Annotated in this window: 18 protein-coding genes; 9 read left to right on the plus strand and 9 right to left on the minus strand. The window is 65.4% G+C overall.

Annotated features, from left to right (window positions below; all coding sequences use genetic code 11):
* The first annotated feature begins 198 nt into the window (after window positions 1-198).
* The 3 genes from J1M81_RS14855 to J1M81_RS14865 all read left to right on the plus strand — a co-directional run bounded on the left by J1M81_RS14855 (window position 199) and on the right by J1M81_RS14865 (window position 3,418).
* Window positions 199-1,413: a CdaR family transcriptional regulator gene (locus tag J1M81_RS14855; RefSeq protein ID WP_032375624.1), complete on the plus strand. Its 1,215-nt coding sequence runs from the start codon at window positions 199-201 to the stop codon at window positions 1,411-1,413.
* Between the two features lie 312 nt (window positions 1,414-1,725).
* Window positions 1,726-2,790, plus strand: a complete 1,065-nt coding sequence (locus tag J1M81_RS14860) for a TerC family protein (RefSeq protein ID WP_032371100.1) — start codon at window positions 1,726-1,728, stop codon at window positions 2,788-2,790.
* A gap of 79 nt (window positions 2,791-2,869) precedes the next feature.
* Complete coding sequence (locus J1M81_RS14865) at window positions 2,870-3,418, plus strand: Dps family protein (protein WP_027496222.1); 549 nt, start codon at window positions 2,870-2,872, stop codon at window positions 3,416-3,418.
* 74 nt (window positions 3,419-3,492) lie between these two features.
* Here J1M81_RS14865 and J1M81_RS14870 read toward each other — a convergent pair whose 3' ends face one another.
* Window positions 3,493-3,954: a hypothetical protein gene (locus J1M81_RS14870; protein ID WP_027496221.1), complete on the minus strand. Its 462-nt coding sequence runs from the start codon at window positions 3,952-3,954 to the stop codon at window positions 3,493-3,495.
* A gap of 118 nt (window positions 3,955-4,072) precedes the next feature.
* Here J1M81_RS14870 and J1M81_RS14875 point away from each other — a divergent pair, with 118 nt between their 5' ends.
* Window positions 4,073-4,270, plus strand: coding sequence for a CsbD family protein (locus J1M81_RS14875; RefSeq protein WP_027496220.1), 198 nt, complete (start codon window positions 4,073-4,075; stop codon window positions 4,268-4,270).
* 62 nt (window positions 4,271-4,332) lie between these two features.
* On the opposite strand, the gene J1M81_RS14880 is transcribed toward J1M81_RS14875, so the two are convergent.
* Entirely contained in the window at window positions 4,333-5,067 is a 735-nt protein-coding gene (locus tag J1M81_RS14880; RefSeq protein WP_308051277.1) for an EAL domain-containing protein, read from the minus strand.
* Window positions 5,064-6,320 carry a CdaR family transcriptional regulator gene (locus J1M81_RS26840; RefSeq protein WP_032375623.1) on the minus strand — a complete coding sequence of 419 codons (1,257 nt, stop codon included), beginning with the start codon at window positions 6,318-6,320 and terminating at the stop codon, window positions 5,064-5,066. The genes J1M81_RS14880 and J1M81_RS26840 overlap by 4 nt, the downstream gene beginning before the upstream one ends.
* A gap of 353 nt (window positions 6,321-6,673) precedes the next feature.
* Here J1M81_RS26840 and J1M81_RS14890 point away from each other — a divergent pair, with 353 nt between their 5' ends.
* Window positions 6,674-7,867 carry a triacylglycerol lipase gene (locus J1M81_RS14890; protein ID WP_032375622.1) on the plus strand — a complete coding sequence of 398 codons (1,194 nt, stop codon included), beginning with the start codon at window positions 6,674-6,676 and terminating at the stop codon, window positions 7,865-7,867.
* A gap of 69 nt (window positions 7,868-7,936) precedes the next feature.
* Here J1M81_RS14890 and J1M81_RS14895 read toward each other — a convergent pair whose 3' ends face one another.
* Genes J1M81_RS14895 through J1M81_RS14915 form a run of 5 tightly spaced genes read right to left on the minus strand, consistent with a single transcriptional unit; the run spans window position 7,937 to window position 13,000 of the window.
* Window positions 7,937-8,959 carry an LLM class flavin-dependent oxidoreductase gene (locus J1M81_RS14895; RefSeq protein ID WP_206498272.1) on the minus strand — a complete coding sequence of 341 codons (1,023 nt, stop codon included), beginning with the start codon at window positions 8,957-8,959 and terminating at the stop codon, window positions 7,937-7,939.
* A 33-nt stretch (window positions 8,960-8,992) separates the two neighbouring features.
* Window positions 8,993-9,844 (minus strand): glycosyltransferase family 2 protein, encoded by an 852-nt coding sequence (locus J1M81_RS14900; RefSeq protein ID WP_206498273.1) that lies wholly within the window; start codon window positions 9,842-9,844, stop codon window positions 8,993-8,995.
* On the minus strand, window positions 9,841-10,860 hold the full coding sequence (locus tag J1M81_RS14905; RefSeq protein ID WP_032375620.1) for a glycosyltransferase: 1,020 nt from the start codon (window positions 10,858-10,860) through the stop codon (window positions 9,841-9,843). Before J1M81_RS14905 ends, J1M81_RS14900 begins: the two co-directional genes overlap by 4 nt.
* Window positions 10,857-11,969: a glycosyltransferase gene (locus J1M81_RS14910; protein ID WP_032371103.1), complete on the minus strand. Its 1,113-nt coding sequence runs from the start codon at window positions 11,967-11,969 to the stop codon at window positions 10,857-10,859. The genes J1M81_RS14905 and J1M81_RS14910 overlap by 4 nt, the downstream gene beginning before the upstream one ends.
* On the minus strand, window positions 11,966-13,000 hold the full coding sequence (locus J1M81_RS14915; RefSeq protein ID WP_230593396.1) for a glycosyltransferase: 1,035 nt from the start codon (window positions 12,998-13,000) through the stop codon (window positions 11,966-11,968). The genes J1M81_RS14910 and J1M81_RS14915 overlap by 4 nt, the downstream gene beginning before the upstream one ends.
* 163 nt (window positions 13,001-13,163) lie before the next feature.
* Here J1M81_RS14915 and J1M81_RS14920 point away from each other — a divergent pair, with 163 nt between their 5' ends.
* From J1M81_RS14920 to J1M81_RS14935, 4 genes are all read left to right on the plus strand, one after another.
* The gene (locus tag J1M81_RS14920; protein WP_080733444.1) at window positions 13,164-14,147 is read left to right on the plus strand and encodes a WcbI family polysaccharide biosynthesis putative acetyltransferase; all 984 of its coding nucleotides are present in this window, start codon (window positions 13,164-13,166) and stop codon (window positions 14,145-14,147) included.
* On the plus strand, window positions 14,144-16,462 hold the full coding sequence (locus J1M81_RS26845; protein ID WP_230595433.1) for a glycosyltransferase: 2,319 nt from the start codon (window positions 14,144-14,146) through the stop codon (window positions 16,460-16,462). The genes J1M81_RS14920 and J1M81_RS26845 overlap by 4 nt, the downstream gene beginning before the upstream one ends.
* A 97-nt stretch (window positions 16,463-16,559) precedes the next feature.
* Window positions 16,560-16,793 carry a hypothetical protein gene (locus J1M81_RS14930; protein WP_155289657.1) on the plus strand — a complete coding sequence of 78 codons (234 nt, stop codon included), beginning with the start codon at window positions 16,560-16,562 and terminating at the stop codon, window positions 16,791-16,793.
* A gap of 98 nt (window positions 16,794-16,891) precedes the next feature.
* On the plus strand, window positions 16,892-17,605 hold the full coding sequence (locus tag J1M81_RS14935; protein ID WP_051365079.1) for a CDP-alcohol phosphatidyltransferase family protein: 714 nt from the start codon (window positions 16,892-16,894) through the stop codon (window positions 17,603-17,605).
* Here the strand turns inward: J1M81_RS14935 and J1M81_RS14940 are convergent.
* Window positions 17,553-18,389: a YihY/virulence factor BrkB family protein gene (locus J1M81_RS14940; protein ID WP_052063189.1), complete on the minus strand. Its 837-nt coding sequence runs from the start codon at window positions 18,387-18,389 to the stop codon at window positions 17,553-17,555. The genes J1M81_RS14935 and J1M81_RS14940 overlap by 53 nt on opposite strands.
* Window positions 18,390-18,408 lie beyond the last annotated feature (19 nt).

Here is an 18,408-nt window from a genome sequence, read left to right on the forward strand (position 1 = left end):
TGAAGACGAACGGTGCGGACCGAACCGTGCCGCGGGCGGTACAGCAGCCGACGCGAGGCGATTTCGGTGATTCTGCTCCCCGAGCCACCCGGTCGCACACCGAACACGCCGCGCGGTCCACGAGCTCGTCGTCGAGCCGGTGTCGGTGTGAGCGCCGCCTACCATTGACCTCGACTCGGATGGGAGACCCTCGAACACATGGCCACACAGCCGGACGCGACACCGCTCGACGCGGTGGCCGCGCAAGCGGCCTCGGACGCAGGCGGCCTGGACGTCGCGTTCCTGGGGAACTTTCTCGACGTCGTGACCGATGCGGTGGACGCAGGTGTTCCGCTCACCCGCAAGCAACTTCGGGAGTGCCGCGTACACGGCGACGAAGCAGCCCGAGCGGGTGTGGCTCTGCGCGCGTTGCTCGACCTCTACCTGTCGGCGGCGTGGCGATTGTGGCGCGAGTTGCCCGCCGTGCAGGCCGCCGCAGCAGACCCGGCCGGGGTCGTCACCGCGGGCGAGGTCATGCTTCGAGCCGTCGACGACGCCGCGGCCGAACTCGCCGAAGGCTTTCAGCTCGCCCGGCGGACCCTGGTTCGCGTGGAGGTATTGGCACGCCGCGAGTTCGTGGACGATCTGCTCTCCGGAACGGCCGATGTCGCCGGTGTCCTGGGACGTGCGCAGACGTTCGGGCTGGATCTGTCGAGTCCGCACGCAGTCGCCGTGGTCACGTCCACGACTCCGTTCACCGACGCGACGTCGGCCATCGGGCTGGTCGAACGCAGCGTGCAGGGCAGCAAAGGGGACGCCGATCTCCTCGTCGCCACCAAGCAGGGTCGGCTGATCGTGGTGTTTCCGGCACCCGATCGCGAGGCCGTCGATCACGTACTCACCCACACGGGACGAGTCCTCGGCGGATCGGCATCCGGCCCGAGCGATACCGTCGACCTGCGCCGTCGCGGCGAATACGGACGGATACAGCTCGGGGTCGGTCGCCCACGCAGCGGCGCAGTCGGCGTGGCCGCGTCGTACCGAGACGCCCTGGACGCGCTCGACCTCGCGTCGTCGCTGGGGCTCGACACACCCGTCGTCGACGCCCGTGATCTGCTCGTCTATCGCGTTCTGATCAGTGATCGCGCCGCGATCGCCGATCTGGTCGAGACGTTGCTGACCCCGTTGACGAGCGCTCGGGGCGGAGCAGGCCCACTGCTGGAAACATTGCAGGTGTACTTCGAGACCGGCGCGAACTCGGCGTCCACCGCACGCCGGATGCATCTGTCAGTGCGCGCGGTCACGTACAGATTGTCGCGAATAAGAGATTTGACCGGGCAAGATGTGGGCAATCCCGTCGAGGCATTTGCGCTGCACACGGCAGTACTCGGCGCGATGTTGCTCGACTGGCCGCGATCCGGCCTGCACTCCTGAATCGCACCTGAGGCCGAGATTGCCGGATGTCGGCAAGAAAGTCTGCTGAAACATGTCCGCAAAACAACCCTGCCTGCAGTAAAGCAAACAGTCAGACTGGAGTAGTTGCGGTCGAACCGCCCCACATACCGATCGAACGAGAACGTAAGGAGCAGGACAGATGTCGTCGTTGACACAAAAGTTGACCGCGTTCGCTCGCAGCCCTCAGGGCAAACAGATGATCGACCGAGCGCGCCGATATGCAACCAAGCCAGAGAATCAGGCGAAGTTGAAGCAATTGGGCACGAAGTTCACCGGTAAGGGTGGACGTTCATGAACGTCGTCCCATGGTGGGCGTGGGCCGCATTCGGTGCCGTCGTCCTGATCCTGCTGGCCATCGACCTGCTGGCGCACCGCGGCGCGCACATCATCGGCTTCAAGGAGGCCGCGTGGTGGAGCGCACTGTGGGTAGGCGTCGCCATCATCTTCGGCATCGTGGTGTTCTTCACGCTGGGAACAACGGCCGGAGTCGAGTACACGACGGCATGGTTGCTGGAGAAGAGTCTGTCGGTCGACAACCTCTTCGTCTTCGCGCTGATCTTCGGCTACTTCAAGGTCCCCCGTGAGTACCAGCACCGCGTGTTGTTCTTCGGTGTCATCGGCGCCCTGGTCTTCCGTGCCATCTTCCTGGCCGCCGGTGTGGCCATCGTCAGCAAGTTCGCCGCGGTTCTGTTCGTCTTCGCCGCCATCCTGCTCTACAGCGCGTACAAGCTGATGAAGGACGAGGACGACTCGTACGACCCCGGCACCTCCATTGCAGTGCGCTTGCTCAAGAAGATCGTCCCCGTTCAGGACGAGTACTCCGGTACCAAGTTCTTCGTCAAGGAAGCAGGCAAGCGGGTGGCCACGCCACTGCTCGCCGTCGTGGTGGCGATCGAGGCCGCCGACCTGGTCTTCGCGGTCGACAGTGTTCCTGCCGTTCTGGCAGTGACCGACGACCCGTTCATCGTGTATTCCTCGAACGCGTTCGCGATCCTCGGCCTGCGTGCCCTGTACTTCCTGCTCGCAGGGTTGCTCGAGAAGTTCCACTACCTGTCCAAGGGACTGGCGATCATCCTCGCCTTCATCGGCGTCAAGCTGATCCTGCAGGCCGGGCACAAGGTGATCAGCACGTCGATCCCCGAGATCCCGTCCTTCGTCAGCCTGGTGGTCATCGTCGTGGTCCTGGCAGGCTCAATCATCCTGAGCCTGAAGAATCCCCCGGAGGAAGACAGCGCCGACGCGGTCGACAGGGCCGCAGCCGACAGTCCGATCGTCGATCCGACGGACGGAACCTCCACCGCCGGCACCTCGTCGACGGGTACGTCGGGTACCGATTCGCCTCGACTCGACAAATAGTTCCGCACGACACATGCCCCGCCGGAATCGATCCGGCGGGGCATGTTTGTACTTCGCCGTGATGGGGCAAACCGTCGTCATGGCTGACAAGAACTCGTACACCGTTCCCGGACTCTCGTCGGACGTGGGCGCGCGCGTCGCAGCGATCCTGCAGGATCGCCTGAACGCCTACAACGACCTCCATCTCACGCTCAAGCACATTCACTGGAATGTGGTCGGACCGAACTTCATCTCTGTCCACGAAATGCTCGATCCTCAGGTCGAGGCCGTGCGCGGCTTCGCCGACGAGGTCGCCGAGCGCATCGCGACCCTCGGCTCCTCTGCGAAGGGAACGCCGGGCACCATCGTCAAGGAACGTTCCTGGGACGATTACTCGATCGGCCGGGCGACGGCGATCGAGCACCTCGGCGCTCTCGATCTGGTGTACACCGGGGTCATCGAGACCACCCGTAAGAACATCGAAGAGGTCGGCGAGATCGATCCGATCACCGAGGACATGCTCATCGGCCAGAGCGCCCAGCTCGAACTGTTCCACTGGTTCGTCCGCGCGCACCTGGAGAACTCCGGTGGTCAGCTCTCCACCGCAAGCGCGACCAGCGAAGTCGACGCTGCGAAGCAAGCCGGCTGACAAACATTTCTCCCCGAAGCACCGGTCTCGCCGATCACGGCGAGGCCGGTGCTTTTCGTTGTGACAGAGCCAGATCACTCCGTCGGACGCGCCTCGTGGCCGCTGCGACCGTGCGTTCGTCGCTGTTCTTTCATCTCGGCCTCGAAGACGTGCCGACGTCCGTCGAGCAGCTCGTTCCGGACCGCCCGCTCGTGATCACGAAGTACCGTCCAATACCCGTCGTCGAACTCCTCGACGAGCTGGAACGTCCACCGCCCCTGAGCGATGTTGCGGCCGATCATGTCGGTCTCGAGTCGCTGTGCCAACGCGTCGTGCCCGGCGTCCGACAACGCGTCGGAGGCCTCCCCGAGCAGCAGATCCGCGTGTCCCATCAGCTGATGGAACGAGTACAGGTGGCCGCGAGCGCGCTCGACGTATTCGAGTGCCTCGGACAGTTTGCCCGTGGCTGCCACGGTATCGTCGTCCACTCCGTCGGGGCGGCGGTGCTCCGGTGCCGGCGTCTCATGCGAATGTGGGTCGTTCGTCTGTGCAGTCATGAACGGCACGTACCCGCATCCCGTGCCGGCAACACGGCCGGCAGTCCGATGATTACCGACCGCGATCTCGGGTATAGCTCCCATGCACGAGCAGCACAATCGATCTCGAGGAGTTCACATGGCTGATTTCATCGACAAGGCAAAGCACAAGGCAGAAGAGCTCGTGGGCGAAGCCAAGGAAAAGATCGGCCACAAGACCGACAACGACGACCTTGCTGCCGAAGGCGCAAAGGACCAGGCGTCGGGCAAGACCAAGCAGGTCGGCGACGACGTCTCGGACGCAGCCGGCAACATCAAGGACAAGTTCACGAACTGATCCATCGATGCAGCAGAACCCCGCACCCAGCCTTCACGGCTCGGGTGCGGGGTTCTTCTCTGTCACAGGCCTCCTGTCGGATTCGGCAGCGGCAACGGCCGCCCGAACATCCATCCCTGCCCCAAGCTGGCACCGAGCGCTTTCGCACGTCGCAGATGCCGACGCGTCTCGATGCCTTCCGCCAGCACGATCGCGTTGCTCGACCGAACGTAGGCGCGAATCTGTCGCATTGCCGGTCGGGATCGCAGCGGAGCTCGCACGATCGACGCGTCGAGCTTGACGATGTCCGGTGCCACCAGCGCCAGTAGATGCAGGGTTGCCGGTGTCGCTCCGACGTCGTCCATGGCCACCCCCATCCCGCGTGCGCGCGCGCCGCGGACGAGGACCATCAGCAACGGAACGTTCCGATCCAGATCACGCTCGGTGATCTCGAGGACCACGTCGAGATCGTCGCCGATGGCGTCGAGGTGCATGTCGACGTCCTGCTCGTCACGGAAGCAACCCGGTTCGATGTTGAGGAAGAACCGCACCCTGCGGGAGTAGGCACGTTCCCTCGCCGCGCGCAGAGCTGCCGCGCGGCAGGCCACATCCACTCGGCCGACGAGTCCCCGTTCACGGGCCAGAGCAAAGACGTCCTCGGGGAGTGCGCTGCTCGGCGACGGCCACCGAGCGAGAGCCTCGTAGCCGACGACATGTCCGGTCGACAGTTCGACGACCGGCTGAAACAGCGCCGCCACCGAATCCACCGACTCGAGCGCCGCGGACGCTGCCAGCACCGCGCCGTCCGAGACGGTCACAGTGATCGCTCGTCCACCGGGGTTCGGCGTGCCTCGAGGCGATCGGCGATCAGTGCTGCGTGCAGTCGCCGCAACCCCGACGGTTTCATCGGATCGAGACCGGTGAGTTGATCCACCCGCTTGAGGCGGTAGTCGACGGTGTTGGGATGCACCGTCAGCCACGTGGCTGTCTTCTTCCTGTTGGAATCGGAGTCCACGAAGGCTTGCAGCGTCGGAAGAAGGTCGACCGAGTCACGGAGCGGATCGATCAAGGTCACGAGGTGCTTTCGGCCGAGTCCGGGCCTGCTCACCTGGTACTCGAACACCAGATCCGAGATGCGGTACGTGCCCGGCGTGTAGTGCAGCCTGCGGACCAGACTCAGGAGCTCGTACAGGTGCGGCGCCGTCACCGAGATGTCGTCGATCGCTGCCGACCCGGTCGTCGCCGTCACTGCGATCTGGCCGGCGTCGGCAAGCCGCTCGACCAGTTCGTCGACGTCGGCACCCGGAACGTCGGGCAGCAGTACCGTTCCACCCGTCGCACTGATGGATGCAATGGGGGCGATGTCTCCGTTGTGCGCTGCCAGGGCCGCGTGAATTCTCCGCAGCTTCCGTGCGGCCATCATCGCCGCATCGCCGCGCCTACCCCCTTCGTCGGCATGCGCCGGAAAGTGCAGGGCCACGACGTGATACTCCTCGGCGAGCAGCGCACCCATCCGATCGGCGATTCTGCGGGCAGTGCCGTCGCCGGTCAGCAGAGCGTCGAGCAGTTCGACGTCGTGCCGTGGACCGTTCTGCGCCAACGTGCGGAACTCGGTGAGATAAGCGTCGGACACCGCCTCGGTGACCACGTTCAGAAGCTCCATGATCAGGATCGTCCGGTCATCGCCCGCCGCGCCTGCCTCCCGGTTCACCGCCGACTCGGCGGCCCGTAAACCCAGCGCACAGCCTTCGTTGATCGCGTGCTGTATACGGCCGAGCGGCACTCCGTCGCGGGCCCACCGCGTTGCGGCGTCCCGGAAGGTGTCCATTGCCCCCGCGATCGGTAGTCGACCGGAGTCGAGGACCCCTGCAGCCAGTTCGCTGCAGGTGGTCGCCATGTCGTCGAGCTCGCCCCGTGCACAGTCGCGCGGCGGCGGTACGTCCTCCGGATCGACGAAATACCGGTTCAGCATTCGCGCGGCAGTCTCCCGGGGCGTCCGCAAGCGGTCGGATGCACGTCGACCACCTGCGTACTCCTCCTGCGCCGTGTCCACACTGTCTGTTGCAGTCACCGAACCCCACCCCTCGTACTCGAAACCCGCGTCAGGTCATGTCCTTCAGGCGGCCGATGTCTGCCCACAACGCCCCTGCCTCGGTATCGAACCGTCCTTCCCCGGCCGAACCGTCGGCCGGGGTGAAGACACTCGAACCATAGTGCACAAATAAAACCTGGGGATTGTTTTGGACCGTGAACCCGGCAACAAATCCGCATTAGCGTCCGGTTCGTCGTCATTTGTGACGCCCCATCACGAATGAACGGTCACGTGCGGGCGGTTTCCAAACGTGATGCGGCGCACGTTCCGGGCCGAAATCCGGGCCTACAGTTCCGACTTGTCCACTTGACCCTCGTCGAAAGTCAGGCTCCATGACCACTTCTCGGTCCACCTTCCGTGCAACGAGGAAGGCCACCACAGTCCGCGCTGCGATGATTGCTGCAATGGCATGCTCCGTTGCCCTCGGTTCCGGTTTCGCAGCACAGGCTCAGCCGGCACCCGTCCCGGTACCGGCACCGCCCGCAACCGTGCAGGGCAACACCGTTGTTCCGCCGGGGCCGACCGGCGCATACCCGAAGGCCTCGGATCAGGGCATCACGGCACCGAGCATCGATTCGGCTGCCCCCGCCACCGCGACGTACGACCCACGGACCGAGACCACCGGATACGGGCCCGATCAGAAGAACTTCCTGGCCGGATTCCTCTACAGCATCGTCAACCCCAACGTCGCACCCCAAGGTGCCAACGATTGGAACTGCAAGCCCACCGCCGCGCACCCCCGCCCGGTCGTCCTCCTGCACGGCACCTGGGAGAACGCGTACAACAACTTCGCGCGCATGTCGCCTGCCCTGAAGAAGGAGGGCTACTGCATCTTCGCGCTCAACTACGGAGACGGGGACTCCAGTGTCGTCGGCAATCTTCCGTCGCTTCGCGGTACCGCATCGGTCGCGTCCAACGCGAAGGAGATCGCCACCTACGTCGACGCTGTGCGGACGGCCACGGGCTCTGCGCAGGTCGACATCGTCGGCCACTCCCAGGGTGGGCTCGTCACCCGTCAGTACCTCCGTTTCGAGGGCGGTGCCAATCCGACCGACCCGACCAAGAACAAAGTGAACACGGTCGTCAGCGTCGCCGGATCGAATCACGGCACCACCCTCGTCGGCATCGGAACTCTGGGGCGCACCATCAACAACCTGGGACTCAACGTCCTGGGAGTCGTCGGTGCCATCGCCGGGCCGGCAGCTTCGGACCAGGTGATCGACTCGCCACTCGTCAAGGGACTGGCCGTCGGCGGTGACACCGACCCCGGCATCAGGTACACCGTGATCGGCACCAAGTACGACGAGGTCGTCACCCCGTACAAGACGACGTTCCTCACCGCAGGCCCCGGTGCCACCGTCAACAATGTCACCCTGCAGGACGGCTGCGGCATCGACCTGTCGGACCACCTGTCAATCTCCGTCTCACCGCGCGCGATCGGCATCGTCAAGAACGCACTGGATCCGAAGGGCTTCCCCGCGAAGTCGATCCCGTGTGCCTACAACTCGCCCATCACGGGCCAGTAGGACACCGGTACCTCTGTTCCACCAGGGCGATCGGCCGATCGGGCCGATCGCCCTCGGCGGAAGTCCGGGTCAGTTCTGTGCTGGGGTCCACCCCAGCGCCGGGCCGAGCTTCTGCGCCGTGTCGGTCAGGATCTGCACGTAGTCCTCGTGGTCGAAGCTGAACGGCAGCGCGAACGCCACCTCGTCGACCTCGCGAAAAGATCGATTGGCGTACAACTGCTCCGCGATCTCGTCCGAGGTACCCACGAGGTCCGGTGCGAACATCATCCGAGCCCGCCCCTGCGGTGCTCCGGTCCGTGCAGTACGCGCGTGAACGTAGTCCTCGTACTTGCGCTTCTGCGCGGCGGAAGCACTGTCGGTGGGGATGACCACCAGCCCCTGGGAGACCCGCGCGTCGGCCCCGGCCGGGTGAGCCTCGCGGAACCGCGCGATGTGCGCGCGCTGGATCGCATCGAAATCCGTCGAGTCCTCGGCGCGCACCACACTGCTCACCAGAAGATTCATCGCGTTCTCCCCTGCCCACTGGGCAGAACGGAGACTGGCCCCGCCGTACCACATTCGGTCCCGTAGACCACGCGAATACGGTTGTACTCGTTCGGAATACGCTTCGATTCCCTCGGTCCCCGACCACGTGGACGCAGGTTCACCGGCTACGAACCGAAGCAGCCGCGAGACTCGGTCGTAGCCGAAGTCCTCGTCCTCGGCGGCGTCGGGATACAACGAGTGTGCGACGCGATCGAAGTGCATCGGTTGTCCCACACTGATTCCCGCGTTGACGCGCCCACCGGACAGCACATCCACCGTGGCCAGGTCCTCGGCGAGACGCAACGGGTTCTCCCAACCCAACGGCGTCACCGCAGTGCCGAGCATGATGCGGTCGGTACGTTGCGACGCGGCGGCCATGACCGCGATGGGAGACGAGATACCGAACTGCAGGTGACGATGACGAAGCCACGCACTGTCGAATCCCAGCCGCTCCCCGAGTTCGATGATGCGCAGCGTCGATTCGTGGCCGGCCTCGGGTGCGTTCTCGTCGAAGAGCCCGATGGTCAGAAATCCGAGCGAACGCAGGGGCCTGGATGGTTCGGGCACGTCTGGACCTCGTTTCGTGAAAGTCCGGCCAGCCTAATTCACACCGTCGTCGGTGTCGTGAACAGCGGCGGTGAGACGGCGAATCTCGGTGCCGCCGTACTCGAGCAATCCGAGCGACGCGAACGCTTCGAGCCATCCGACCATCGGCCACCGGCCCCACCGGCGGAAGAAGATCCGAGCGTTGACGACGATGTCGTCGAGATGTTCCACCGGAGGATCGGACACGGGATGGAACTGGTGGTACGCGTGAGCGCCGCCCACCCACCGCAACCCGATGCCCGACGCGCGGGCCGTGGCCGCGAAATCCGTGTCCTCGCCCCCGTACCCGGTGTAGTCCTCGCAGAAGCCGCCGATCTCGCTCCAGGTGTCGGCGTGCACGGCGAAGGACAACGACCAGAACAGGTCGAAATCGTGTCCGGGTTCCACTGCGCCCGCGGGCGGATTCGGTCGCGCCGCATGCGGTGCGGTGAGCGCGATCAGTGCGTCACCTTCGATCCCGATGCTGTCGGGTTTGAGGTAGGTCACCGGCCCGCACAACAGAGTTCGCCGGCTGTCGGGGCGCAGTGCGGCGCGGCGATACCTGTCGAGCATCTCCGGGGCGGGTATGCAATCCACGTCGAGGAACACCACCAGCTCGGCACCCCGATCGAGGGCAGCGGCTGCCCCGAGGTTACGCGCTCGCGCCACCGGCAGCGGTGTCTGTGCCTCCATGTCGAGAACCGTTGCCGCAGAGCCGGATCGGGCGACCACGTCCGCAATGTCGTCATCGCCCATGGCGACCACGATGTGCTCGTCGGGCCGGTCGGTGGACTCGGCCAACCCGCGAATCTGCGCGGCGAGGTGATCGTGACGGCCCGAGACCACGGTCACGACAACCACTTTCATCGTCGAGCCGTCCCGGACGCAGCCTGCTCGATCGCGCGAGCCGCCCGATCGGGTGCGCCGTCGGTACCGAGCAGCGACCATGTCCGTCCGCCGATGCCCAGGGCGCAGTCGGCAGCGCGTCGCCACCGATCGACCGAGGGCCACTCGTCGAGCACCGCGGCGATGGATCCGGCCGCCAGTGCGTGCGCGGTGGCAGCCTGCTCGTCGAACGGCCGGGCTTGCGGAACCACGATGGCCGGTGTGCCCGACGCGGCGACGTCGGCCACGGCGTTCTGCCCGGCGTTGGTCACCACGAGGGCCGCTGAGCACAGCACCGGCCACACGTCGTCCACCCAGTCGCCGCCCGCCACTCCGAGTGTGCGGAAGTCGAACCGGTCGTCCGCGGCGGACCACGAGTCCACCAGTTCACGGGTCAACGAGGTGCCACCCGCCGCGCCCAGTACGACAACCGGGCCTTCGGTGGCCGCAGTGTTCGAGCCCTCCGTTCGGGCTCGTCCGGCGAACCGGCTGATCGAGCCCGAGTACGTCGTCTTTGCGGCGTACGGATGCAACCATGCCGGGTCGTACACACTGCGTGACCACGGTGCGAGAATGTGCGTCGCCGCGCGGTAGGCCATCGCGTGGACGGGATCGGCCCGGTGTCCCGGAATCGCCATGACGATCACCCGGACACCCATCAGCCGCAGAAAAATCGCCACTTCCACGGACACATCGACGACCACTGCCCGCGGTCGCTCACGCGCAACCCAGTCGGCAATGATCGCCATCCGTGCGGTCAGTCCGTCGACGTCGTGGGGTGCCCAGTGCACCACTCCCCCCGCCGAGATGTCGTCGGCGGCTGCCTCGCCCACGGTGTCGTTCACATCCAGCGGGAGTGCGATCCATTCCGCTGCAGCATGTTCCGGAGGCCTCGCCCGCGAGGACAGCACCGTGATCGGCTCACCCAGGCGGCGCGCAATCGCGTCGGACCGAGTGACGTGGCCTACCCCGTGGTGGTGTGCGTAGTAGCCGATCATGCAATCGCGAGACCGTGGGCGGACTCCGGTGCCGATGCGGACTCGAGGGTCGATCGGTACAGCTCCTCGTACTCGTCGACCATCCGGTCCACCGAACACACCTGCTCGGCGCGCGCCCGCGCGTCGTGCCTGTTCAACGCTGCCGCGGCGGGAATGGCGGCGGCGAGCCCGGCCACGTCGTCGGCGGGTACCAACACTCCGGACGAGGCGTCGATGATCTCGGGTATCCCTCCGCGGGCGAATGCTGCCACCGGGGTACCGCAGGCCAGGGCTTCGGCGACCACCAGACCGTACGGCTCGGACCACACCGGCGACACCAGCGCGACCTCGGCACCGGCCACCAGCGCGGCGAGGGCCGGCTGATCGAGGTGCCCGACGTATCGGACTCGATCGTCGAGCAGGGGTTCGACGACACCGTGGAAGTATTCGAGGTTGCTGATGGGTCCGGCGATTCGTAGTGACCGGCCGGCGAGCTTCGCGGCGGCGATGGCCAGGTGCAATCCTTTCTCGGGAACCAACCGTCCGGACCACACCACGTAGTCGCCGCCCGCACCGAACGGCCAGTCCTGCAGCGAGATCCCGTTCCGGATGACGATCGTCCCGGACGCGACGTCGGCCCATTGTTCGGCTGCGAACGCACTGACAGCAGCAAAAGTGTTGGCACCGAACGGAGCCAGGGCAACAGCCGACTCCAGCCACGCGAACGGCGGCGTGTGCAGAGTGGTCACCATCGGCACCGGCAGTGTGGCGGACATCGCCAACGGCAGGTAGTGCAGGCTGTGGTTGTGCACGATGTCGAATGAGTTCGACAGCGCACCGGCCAGTTCCATCATCACGGCGAGGTATGCGTGGTGCTCGCGAACCGCAGTGGGGGTGACCGCGAGATCGGCGAGGGCAATCGGTGTCAGATCCAGCGTTCGGACCGGCAGCATCGTGGCATCCAGATCGACGCTCGATCCGTCTGCGGCGAACAGACTGACGTGGTGCCCACGCTCGGTCAGCGCCCGCACCAGATTGTAGACGTGTGCCTCCAGACCGCCCGCGAAAGGCTGCGCCACCGGAAAACTCGATGACGCCAGCACCGCGATGCGAAGTGGCTTCTCGTTCAACGCATCTCCTTTGTCACTGCTGCGTAGATCCCAGCGTGATTCGCTGCGATTCGTTGTCTCTGCTCGGCCCGGGTTGCGGCGTCGAGCGCTGTGGTCCGATCGGCGTGGGCCGCCTGCACGGCTGCCACCAACGTGTCGGGATCGAACGAGTCGGTGTTCATGACGAAACTGTGAATCGGCGCTTGGTCGGCATAGAAGCCGCAATCGGACGCGACGACGGCCGTTCCCAGATCTCGACATGCCTCGAGCCAACCCGAATGTGTTCCGAACCGATACGGCAGCACCGAGACGTCGATCGAGGACAGGTAGTCCCACAGTTCGTCGTCGTCGAATCGGGCGTGCACCCGCACATCGACGTCGGGGAAACTGTTGTAGTCCAGCAACTTCGCGCCGACGGTCGGGTCGTACCAGTGGCCGGCCGTGTCGAACACGTCCTCGTCGATGTCCAACCGCACCGTCGCAGCCGGTAGCAATCGAGCCGCCTCGACGACGGCGTCCATCACCGCAAGCGGGTCGATGTTCGCTCGCAGGTTCTTGGCGTGGACTCCGATGACGAACGAGTCCGAGACCGGGCGTGGGACGTTCATTCTCTCGAGGGGCACCACGTGCGGGTGCTCGATCACCGTCGCACGCACATTCCACCGATCGGCTATCCATGCGGCTGCTCCCTCGGTGAGGGTGATCACGGCATCGGCACCACGAATCAATACGTCCAGCTGCTCCAGATGACCGGTGTTGTCCGCGAAATGGGGATTGTGCGCGTCGTGCACCGTGAGCACCAAGGGCTTGCGGTGGGCCCGCAGATACTCGACCGTGCGGGTCAGTTCTTCCGGCGAGAAGGACTCGAAGCCGAAGTGCACGTGCAGAACGTCGAAGCTCGAATCGGGTTGCTCGGCCAACCACCCGGCGTCGAGGAGACGAGGCGGCCACCACTGGCCCGGCACATCGACGCGAACCGGCGTCGGATCGGGCAACAGCACCACCGAGTTACCGGAGCCGTCGGGCACCGGCTGCACGTGCTGTACGTACACGTGAGAGGAGGGTACGGACGCAATACGAATCATGAATTCCTTCGGGTACAGGTCAGACGAATCGTGCCTGTTCCCGACACGCGCATGGGGTCTGTACCCACTTCGTACCGAGTTCAATCGCGGTTGGCGTCGCAGGTTCGGCGGGGCTACGTTGACCAGAAGAATGGTCGAACACACGCACTCACACGACGTCGGGGCAGACATGGACGGGCGTACTCGCCACTACGGCGATTTCTACGGAATATCGGGGCTCGAGGCCGCGCCACGTACACCCGTCGACGATCGCCCCCTGTTGCTCGTCTGGGGTAACTGCCAGGCCGAGGCGATGCGCATTCTGCTGAGCTCGGATGCGGCGTTGCCGTTTCGGACGGTACGAATCCCGCCGGTACACGAACTCGAATCCGCCGATCTGCCGCACGTCGATCGATTGGTCCGGCAGACCTCGGTACTGCTGACTCAACCTGTGCGGGAGGGCTATCGGCATTTGCCGCTCGGGGTCCCCGATCTGACACGATCACTCCCGCCGCACGCCGTGGTACTTCGTTGGCCCGTGCTGAGATACGCTGCGCTGCATCCTTTTCAGATCATCGTTCGGCATCCGAGCGACCCAGCGGCCGTTCCGGATCTCGTTCCGTACCACGATCTGCGGACGATTGTGGCCTTCGAGCGTGGCGTGCGGTCCGGCGAGAACTGGGACCTCCCGGTATCCGACGCCGGCTTTCGTGATGCCGCGCAGGCGAGCCTGGAGGAACTACGACGACGCGAGAGCCGCGACACCGACATCGCTGCGTCCGACCTGTTCCAGAGTGCAAGAAGCCGTGCCACACATACGATCAACCACCCGACCAACGTGGTGTTGACTGCACTCGCGCAGCGGATCCTGGACCACCTCGACACCGCCTGCACTGTGGGTGATCCAGGGAGAGAACTGCTCGGCGGTGTGCGAGCGCCCGTCGAACGCCGGGTACTGGACGCCCTCGGCCTCCCCGGTGATCCTCGCCCAGACTGGACGGTCGACGGTTCCGACGTGTCCAACGATGTCGTGCACCGCGCTCACCTCGATTGGTATGCGGCACATCCCCAGTTCGTCGACGCCGCACTGGCCCGCCACTCCGAGCTCCTGCGAATCCTGCAGACGACGCCGTGATCGCACCCGTGCATCATCTCGTGGTCGGCCCACCGGACCACGGAGTCGTCCGGTGCGCCCGCGACATGGCTGCCGCCACAGCGAGTCCCGTGGTGACCGCTCCCGACCGACTACCGCGCGACACTCCCGTCCACATTCACTTCACCGACCGGCTGTTCGGACGTACCGCGCACGAGGCAGCCGATGCCATTGTCGCACTGGCACAGCAGCATCGAGCCCGCATCACCGTTACGCTGCACGACGTACCCCAGATCTCGGACGGCTCCGCGTTTGCGGCACGCACCGACTGCTACCGCCGAGTGATCGACTGCGCTGCAACGGTCGTGGTGTCGAGTGTGCACGAGCGACTGCTTGTCGAGGACATACTCGACAGCCGACCCGACATCCGGGTCATTCCCCTACCGATAGACCGCCCGGCACTACGATCCGACGACGTCGTCCCCCGGCGAGTCGTCGGGATTCTCGGGTTCGTCTATCCGGGGAAGGGACACAGCGAAGTACTCGGTGCCATGTCTGCACTGGACACCGACGTCGGGTTCGAGATCGTCGGGGCCGCGTCGGCCGGACACGAGGACGTGCTCGACGAACTACGCGCCACTGCCCGGCATCTGGGCAGGCCGTTTTCGACGACCGGCTTCGTGCCCGACGCCGAACTGGGCGGCCGGTTGCGGTCCATTGCTGTCCCGGTCGCTTTCCACCGGCATGTATCGGCATCCGGTTCGATCAACACCTGGATCGCGGCGGGCCGTCGCCCTCTGGTCCCTCGTGGTCGATACGTCGACGAGATGGCCGTCAATTCGCCCGATGCGCTGTGGATTCACGAGGACACAGTGGAGGGCCTGGCCGAGGCCATGGCAGAAGCGTTACGCCGACCCGAGAAGACATGGCAGGCCACCGACTCGGCACCGTATCCATCGCCGGCGCAGGCGGCCGACCTGTACAGCTCCCTGTTCCGAGAAAGCATGGCTCTACCGTCCATCGCGCTGCCCGATGGCCGCTCGGTGGTTCCGCACAATCGGTGGGATCTGGCACCGACCGCATCCGACACGCCCCGAGTGTCGGTCGTGATTCCCTACTTCCGGCAGCAGCACCAGCTCGACCTGGTTCTGACAGCGTTGACCGCGCAGACCTGGCCCGCGTCCCGCATCCAGGTGATCGTCGCCGACGACGGATCTCCCGAGGAACCGAACGTGGAGGAATTCGGCTCGGCTCTCGACATCACCGTCGTGCGCCAACCGGATCTCGGATTCCGGGCCGCCGCCGCACGCAATCTCGGTGCGTCCGCAGCGCGCGGAGACATCCTCTGCTTCCTCGACGCCGACACCGTGCCCGAACCCGATTACATCGAGGAATCGGTACGCCTGATCGTGGCCCTTCCCGATGCGGTGACGGTGGGTAGGCGTCGACATGCCGATCTCGGCGGGTGGTCGCCCGCGGACGTCGGTACCTGGTTCGACGGCCGATCTGCGGGCCCGACGGAATTCACCGAGCCTCCATGGCTTCGTGACGGTTACGCCGGCTCGCGAGACCTTCTGGACGCGGACCGTCGTTCGTACCGATACGTCATCAGTGCCGTGATGTCCTGCAGCCGAACGTTGTTCGAGGAACTCGGCGGGTTCGACCCGACGTTCGTCGGGTACGGCGGAGAAGACTGGGAATTCGCGCATCGGGCCTACGCCGCAGGTGCCGTCCTGGCCCATCGGCCGCGAGCAGTCGCCTGGCACGACGGGCCCGACTGGGCCGAACGCACGGGCGGAGACCGAGAGCGGAAGAACGCCGAAGCGCTGATGCTGGCCTCCCGCATCACCGACCCTGCGGCGCGTACCCAGGGTCTGACCTACGCGCTGCCGGAGATCGTCGCGGTTGTCGATACCACCGGGCACAGCGCTGCGTCCCTCCTCGAGACCGTCGGCTCGGTCCTGAGGCATCCTGATTGTCGAGTGTGGATTCACGGACCCGATGCCGGAGAATTACAGCGGCAGTGGGGCGACGCCGACTGCCGCATCCAGGTGGGGCTCCCGGGAGACACCGCACGTTCTCACGCGGTGCTCGAGGTGCGCGGCCTCGTCCTGTTCGGTGCCGGCGCACTACGTCGTCTCGTGGAGACAGGAGCGGATCGTCTGACGGTCGACGTGGGCAACTCGGGCACGGTCGAACTGCGCACGTCTCGGTCGAGCTGTCGCGCTCGACGGTGGTCGTCGACGATGGGAACGGCTTCCGAGGACCTCGCGGAGGCCCTGTTCGGGCACATGCATCGGACAGGCGCGGAGTTCGGGCTCTTCGCGGGCGAGGTTCAACCGAAACTTGCGTGGTGAATGTGGGGTGGTTCCGGTGTCGACTCGACCGAATCGGGTACGGCCAGTGGGAGAATGTAAATCGGCGGCAGACGAAAGCAACGGCGAGATCGGGCGAATGATGAACAGAACGCTGTATTCGATGATGTGGATGATGGCGATTATCTTTTTGGTCGCTTTGCTGTGGGGCACAGTCGGTTACGTGTACGCAGACACCCATCCTCTGCAGCGAGCGGCATTCGTCGGAGGCGGAGTGTTGATCGCGGGATGGCTGATTCTGTTCGCGGCCGTCGGGATCAAAATATCGCGGCTCAAAGCCCGCAGGAGACAGAGCAACTCCGACGAGCAGTAACTGTCGGAGCCGCTCGGGTGTGGGTTTCGTATAGGCGGGTATACACCGACGAATATTTCGTAGAGTCGGTCTTTCGATTTGCCGAGCAAGGATCGTCGATGGTCAACCAGCGCAGCACACCGAGCCGGCGCACTTCGTCCGAACTTCCGGCGACCCGCCAGGAATATCTGTCGACATGGTCGGGTCTGCACAGCAACATCGATCCATCGTCGTCGGTGCTCGTGTCGACGTGGCTTCGTCTGGTGTACTTCCTGAGCGCCCCGCTCGTGCGCGCATCCGTCTCTGCCCACGTCGTCACCGTCGCCGCGGTGGTTGCGGCTGCAGGCTCGGTGGCGTTGTCCCGGCCGGGCACCTCGCTGCCCCTCCTGGCTGCGGTGCTCATCGTGTTCTCCGGGCTGCTCGACGGTATCGACGGCGGCGTGGCCATGATCGGCCGTTCCCAATCGCAGTGGGGCTATCTGCTGGACACGGTGTCGGATCGGTGCAGCGATCTGCTGTTCCTGGCGGGCAGCCTCGCGCTGGGTGCTCCGATGCCCATCGTGGTTGCCGTCGGTGTGACGACATTGCTGCACGAGACGGCCCGCGCGCGTGCCGTCGGAGCCGGGATTTCCGACGTCGGCTTTCTGACAGTGTGGGAGCGGCCGTCTCGGGTCGTTGCCGCCGTCGTCACCGCGACCGTTGCGGGCGCGGGCCCCGGTAGCGCTCAGACGTCCGCGACGATCGGAATATCGGTGACGTGTGGTCTGGCTGTTCTCGGGTTCACCCAGCTGATGTTCGGGCTGTACCGACGGGCCGATCGAACTCGGCGGTGATCAGCCAGCCGGCGAGCGCCAGCACGTGAAAGACGAACATCCACAGCATGATTGCCACACCGCCGCCGATGTCGGTGAGACCGCCGAACGGTGCACCGAGGTCGACCGGAATGGCCAGGAACAAGATGAAGCCGTGCACGAACCCGGTGACGATCGACGACGTGACCAAGGAGCCGGCCACGAGTGCCCGCCACCCCACCGCCCGCGGCGCGATGACCCGGTAGGTCCAGGCAAGCGGAACGGCCAGGATCAGCCATAGGCAGTTGAACCCCAGAAATATTCGTAGAGCCAGCGCACCGGCACCCCCGCCGCCCGTGGTCGCCTGCAGGACGCGTGCGACGGTCAGCACCCCGAGGAGCAACACCGGGGCGGCAACGAAAAAGGGCACCATGGCAGCTCTGCCTCGCCACCCGGTGAACGTTTCACGGGTCGGGGCGAAGCGCACGATCGCCCTCCGCAGACCCTCTCCGTAGAACGTTGCGGGAAAGATCGAGATCACGACCCCCAGTGGTCCCAGGTGTATTCCGGCATCGGCCAGGCCGTCGAGCGCCGCGCGGGCACCCAACGCATCGGGCAGTAACGCAGACATGGCGTCGAATCCGCCCTGTACCCACTGCGCCGACACCAACAACACGGTCGCCCGGATCGTCAGAAGCAGCAGAGGGACGACGGCGATCACCGCGTAGAACGTCAGTCCGCCCGCGATCAGCGTGGTGTCCTCACGCGCGAAGCCGGCTTTGATCGCCTGCACTCCGCGAACCGCCCGAACGCGAACGGATGTCATCGCGCGCGTTCGGAGCAGG

It is taken from the genome of Rhodococcus sp. KRD175 (assembly GCF_017168275.1).
Classification (GTDB): Bacteria; Actinomycetota; Actinomycetes; order Mycobacteriales; family Mycobacteriaceae; genus Rhodococcoides; species Rhodococcoides fascians.

Coding starts and splice junctions, on each gene's coding strand:
- J1M81_RS14940 (WP_052063189.1), bottom strand. CDS start 18,389: ATGACATCCGTTCGCGTTCGGGCGGTTCGCGGAGTGCAGGCGATCAAA.
- J1M81_RS14905 (WP_032375620.1), bottom strand. CDS start 10,860: ATGATCGGCTACTACGCACACCACCACGGGGTAGGCCACGTCACTCGG.
- J1M81_RS14900 (WP_206498273.1), bottom strand. CDS start 9,844: ATGAAAGTGGTTGTCGTGACCGTGGTCTCGGGCCGTCACGATCACCTC.
- J1M81_RS14935 (WP_051365079.1), top strand. CDS start 16,892: ATGGTCAACCAGCGCAGCACACCGAGCCGGCGCACTTCGTCCGAACTT.
- J1M81_RS14930 (WP_155289657.1), top strand. CDS start 16,560: ATGATGAACAGAACGCTGTATTCGATGATGTGGATGATGGCGATTATC.
- J1M81_RS14865 (WP_027496222.1), top strand. CDS start 2,870: ATGGCTGACAAGAACTCGTACACCGTTCCCGGACTCTCGTCGGACGTG.
- J1M81_RS14860 (WP_032371100.1), top strand. CDS start 1,726: ATGAACGTCGTCCCATGGTGGGCGTGGGCCGCATTCGGTGCCGTCGTC.
- J1M81_RS14870 (WP_027496221.1), bottom strand. CDS start 3,954: ATGACTGCACAGACGAACGACCCACATTCGCATGAGACGCCGGCACCG.
- J1M81_RS14875 (WP_027496220.1), top strand. CDS start 4,073: ATGGCTGATTTCATCGACAAGGCAAAGCACAAGGCAGAAGAGCTCGTG.
- J1M81_RS14855 (WP_032375624.1), top strand. CDS start 199: ATGGCCACACAGCCGGACGCGACACCGCTCGACGCGGTGGCCGCGCAA.
- J1M81_RS14890 (WP_032375622.1), top strand. CDS start 6,674: ATGACCACTTCTCGGTCCACCTTCCGTGCAACGAGGAAGGCCACCACA.
- J1M81_RS14920 (WP_080733444.1), top strand. CDS start 13,164: ATGGTCGAACACACGCACTCACACGACGTCGGGGCAGACATGGACGGG.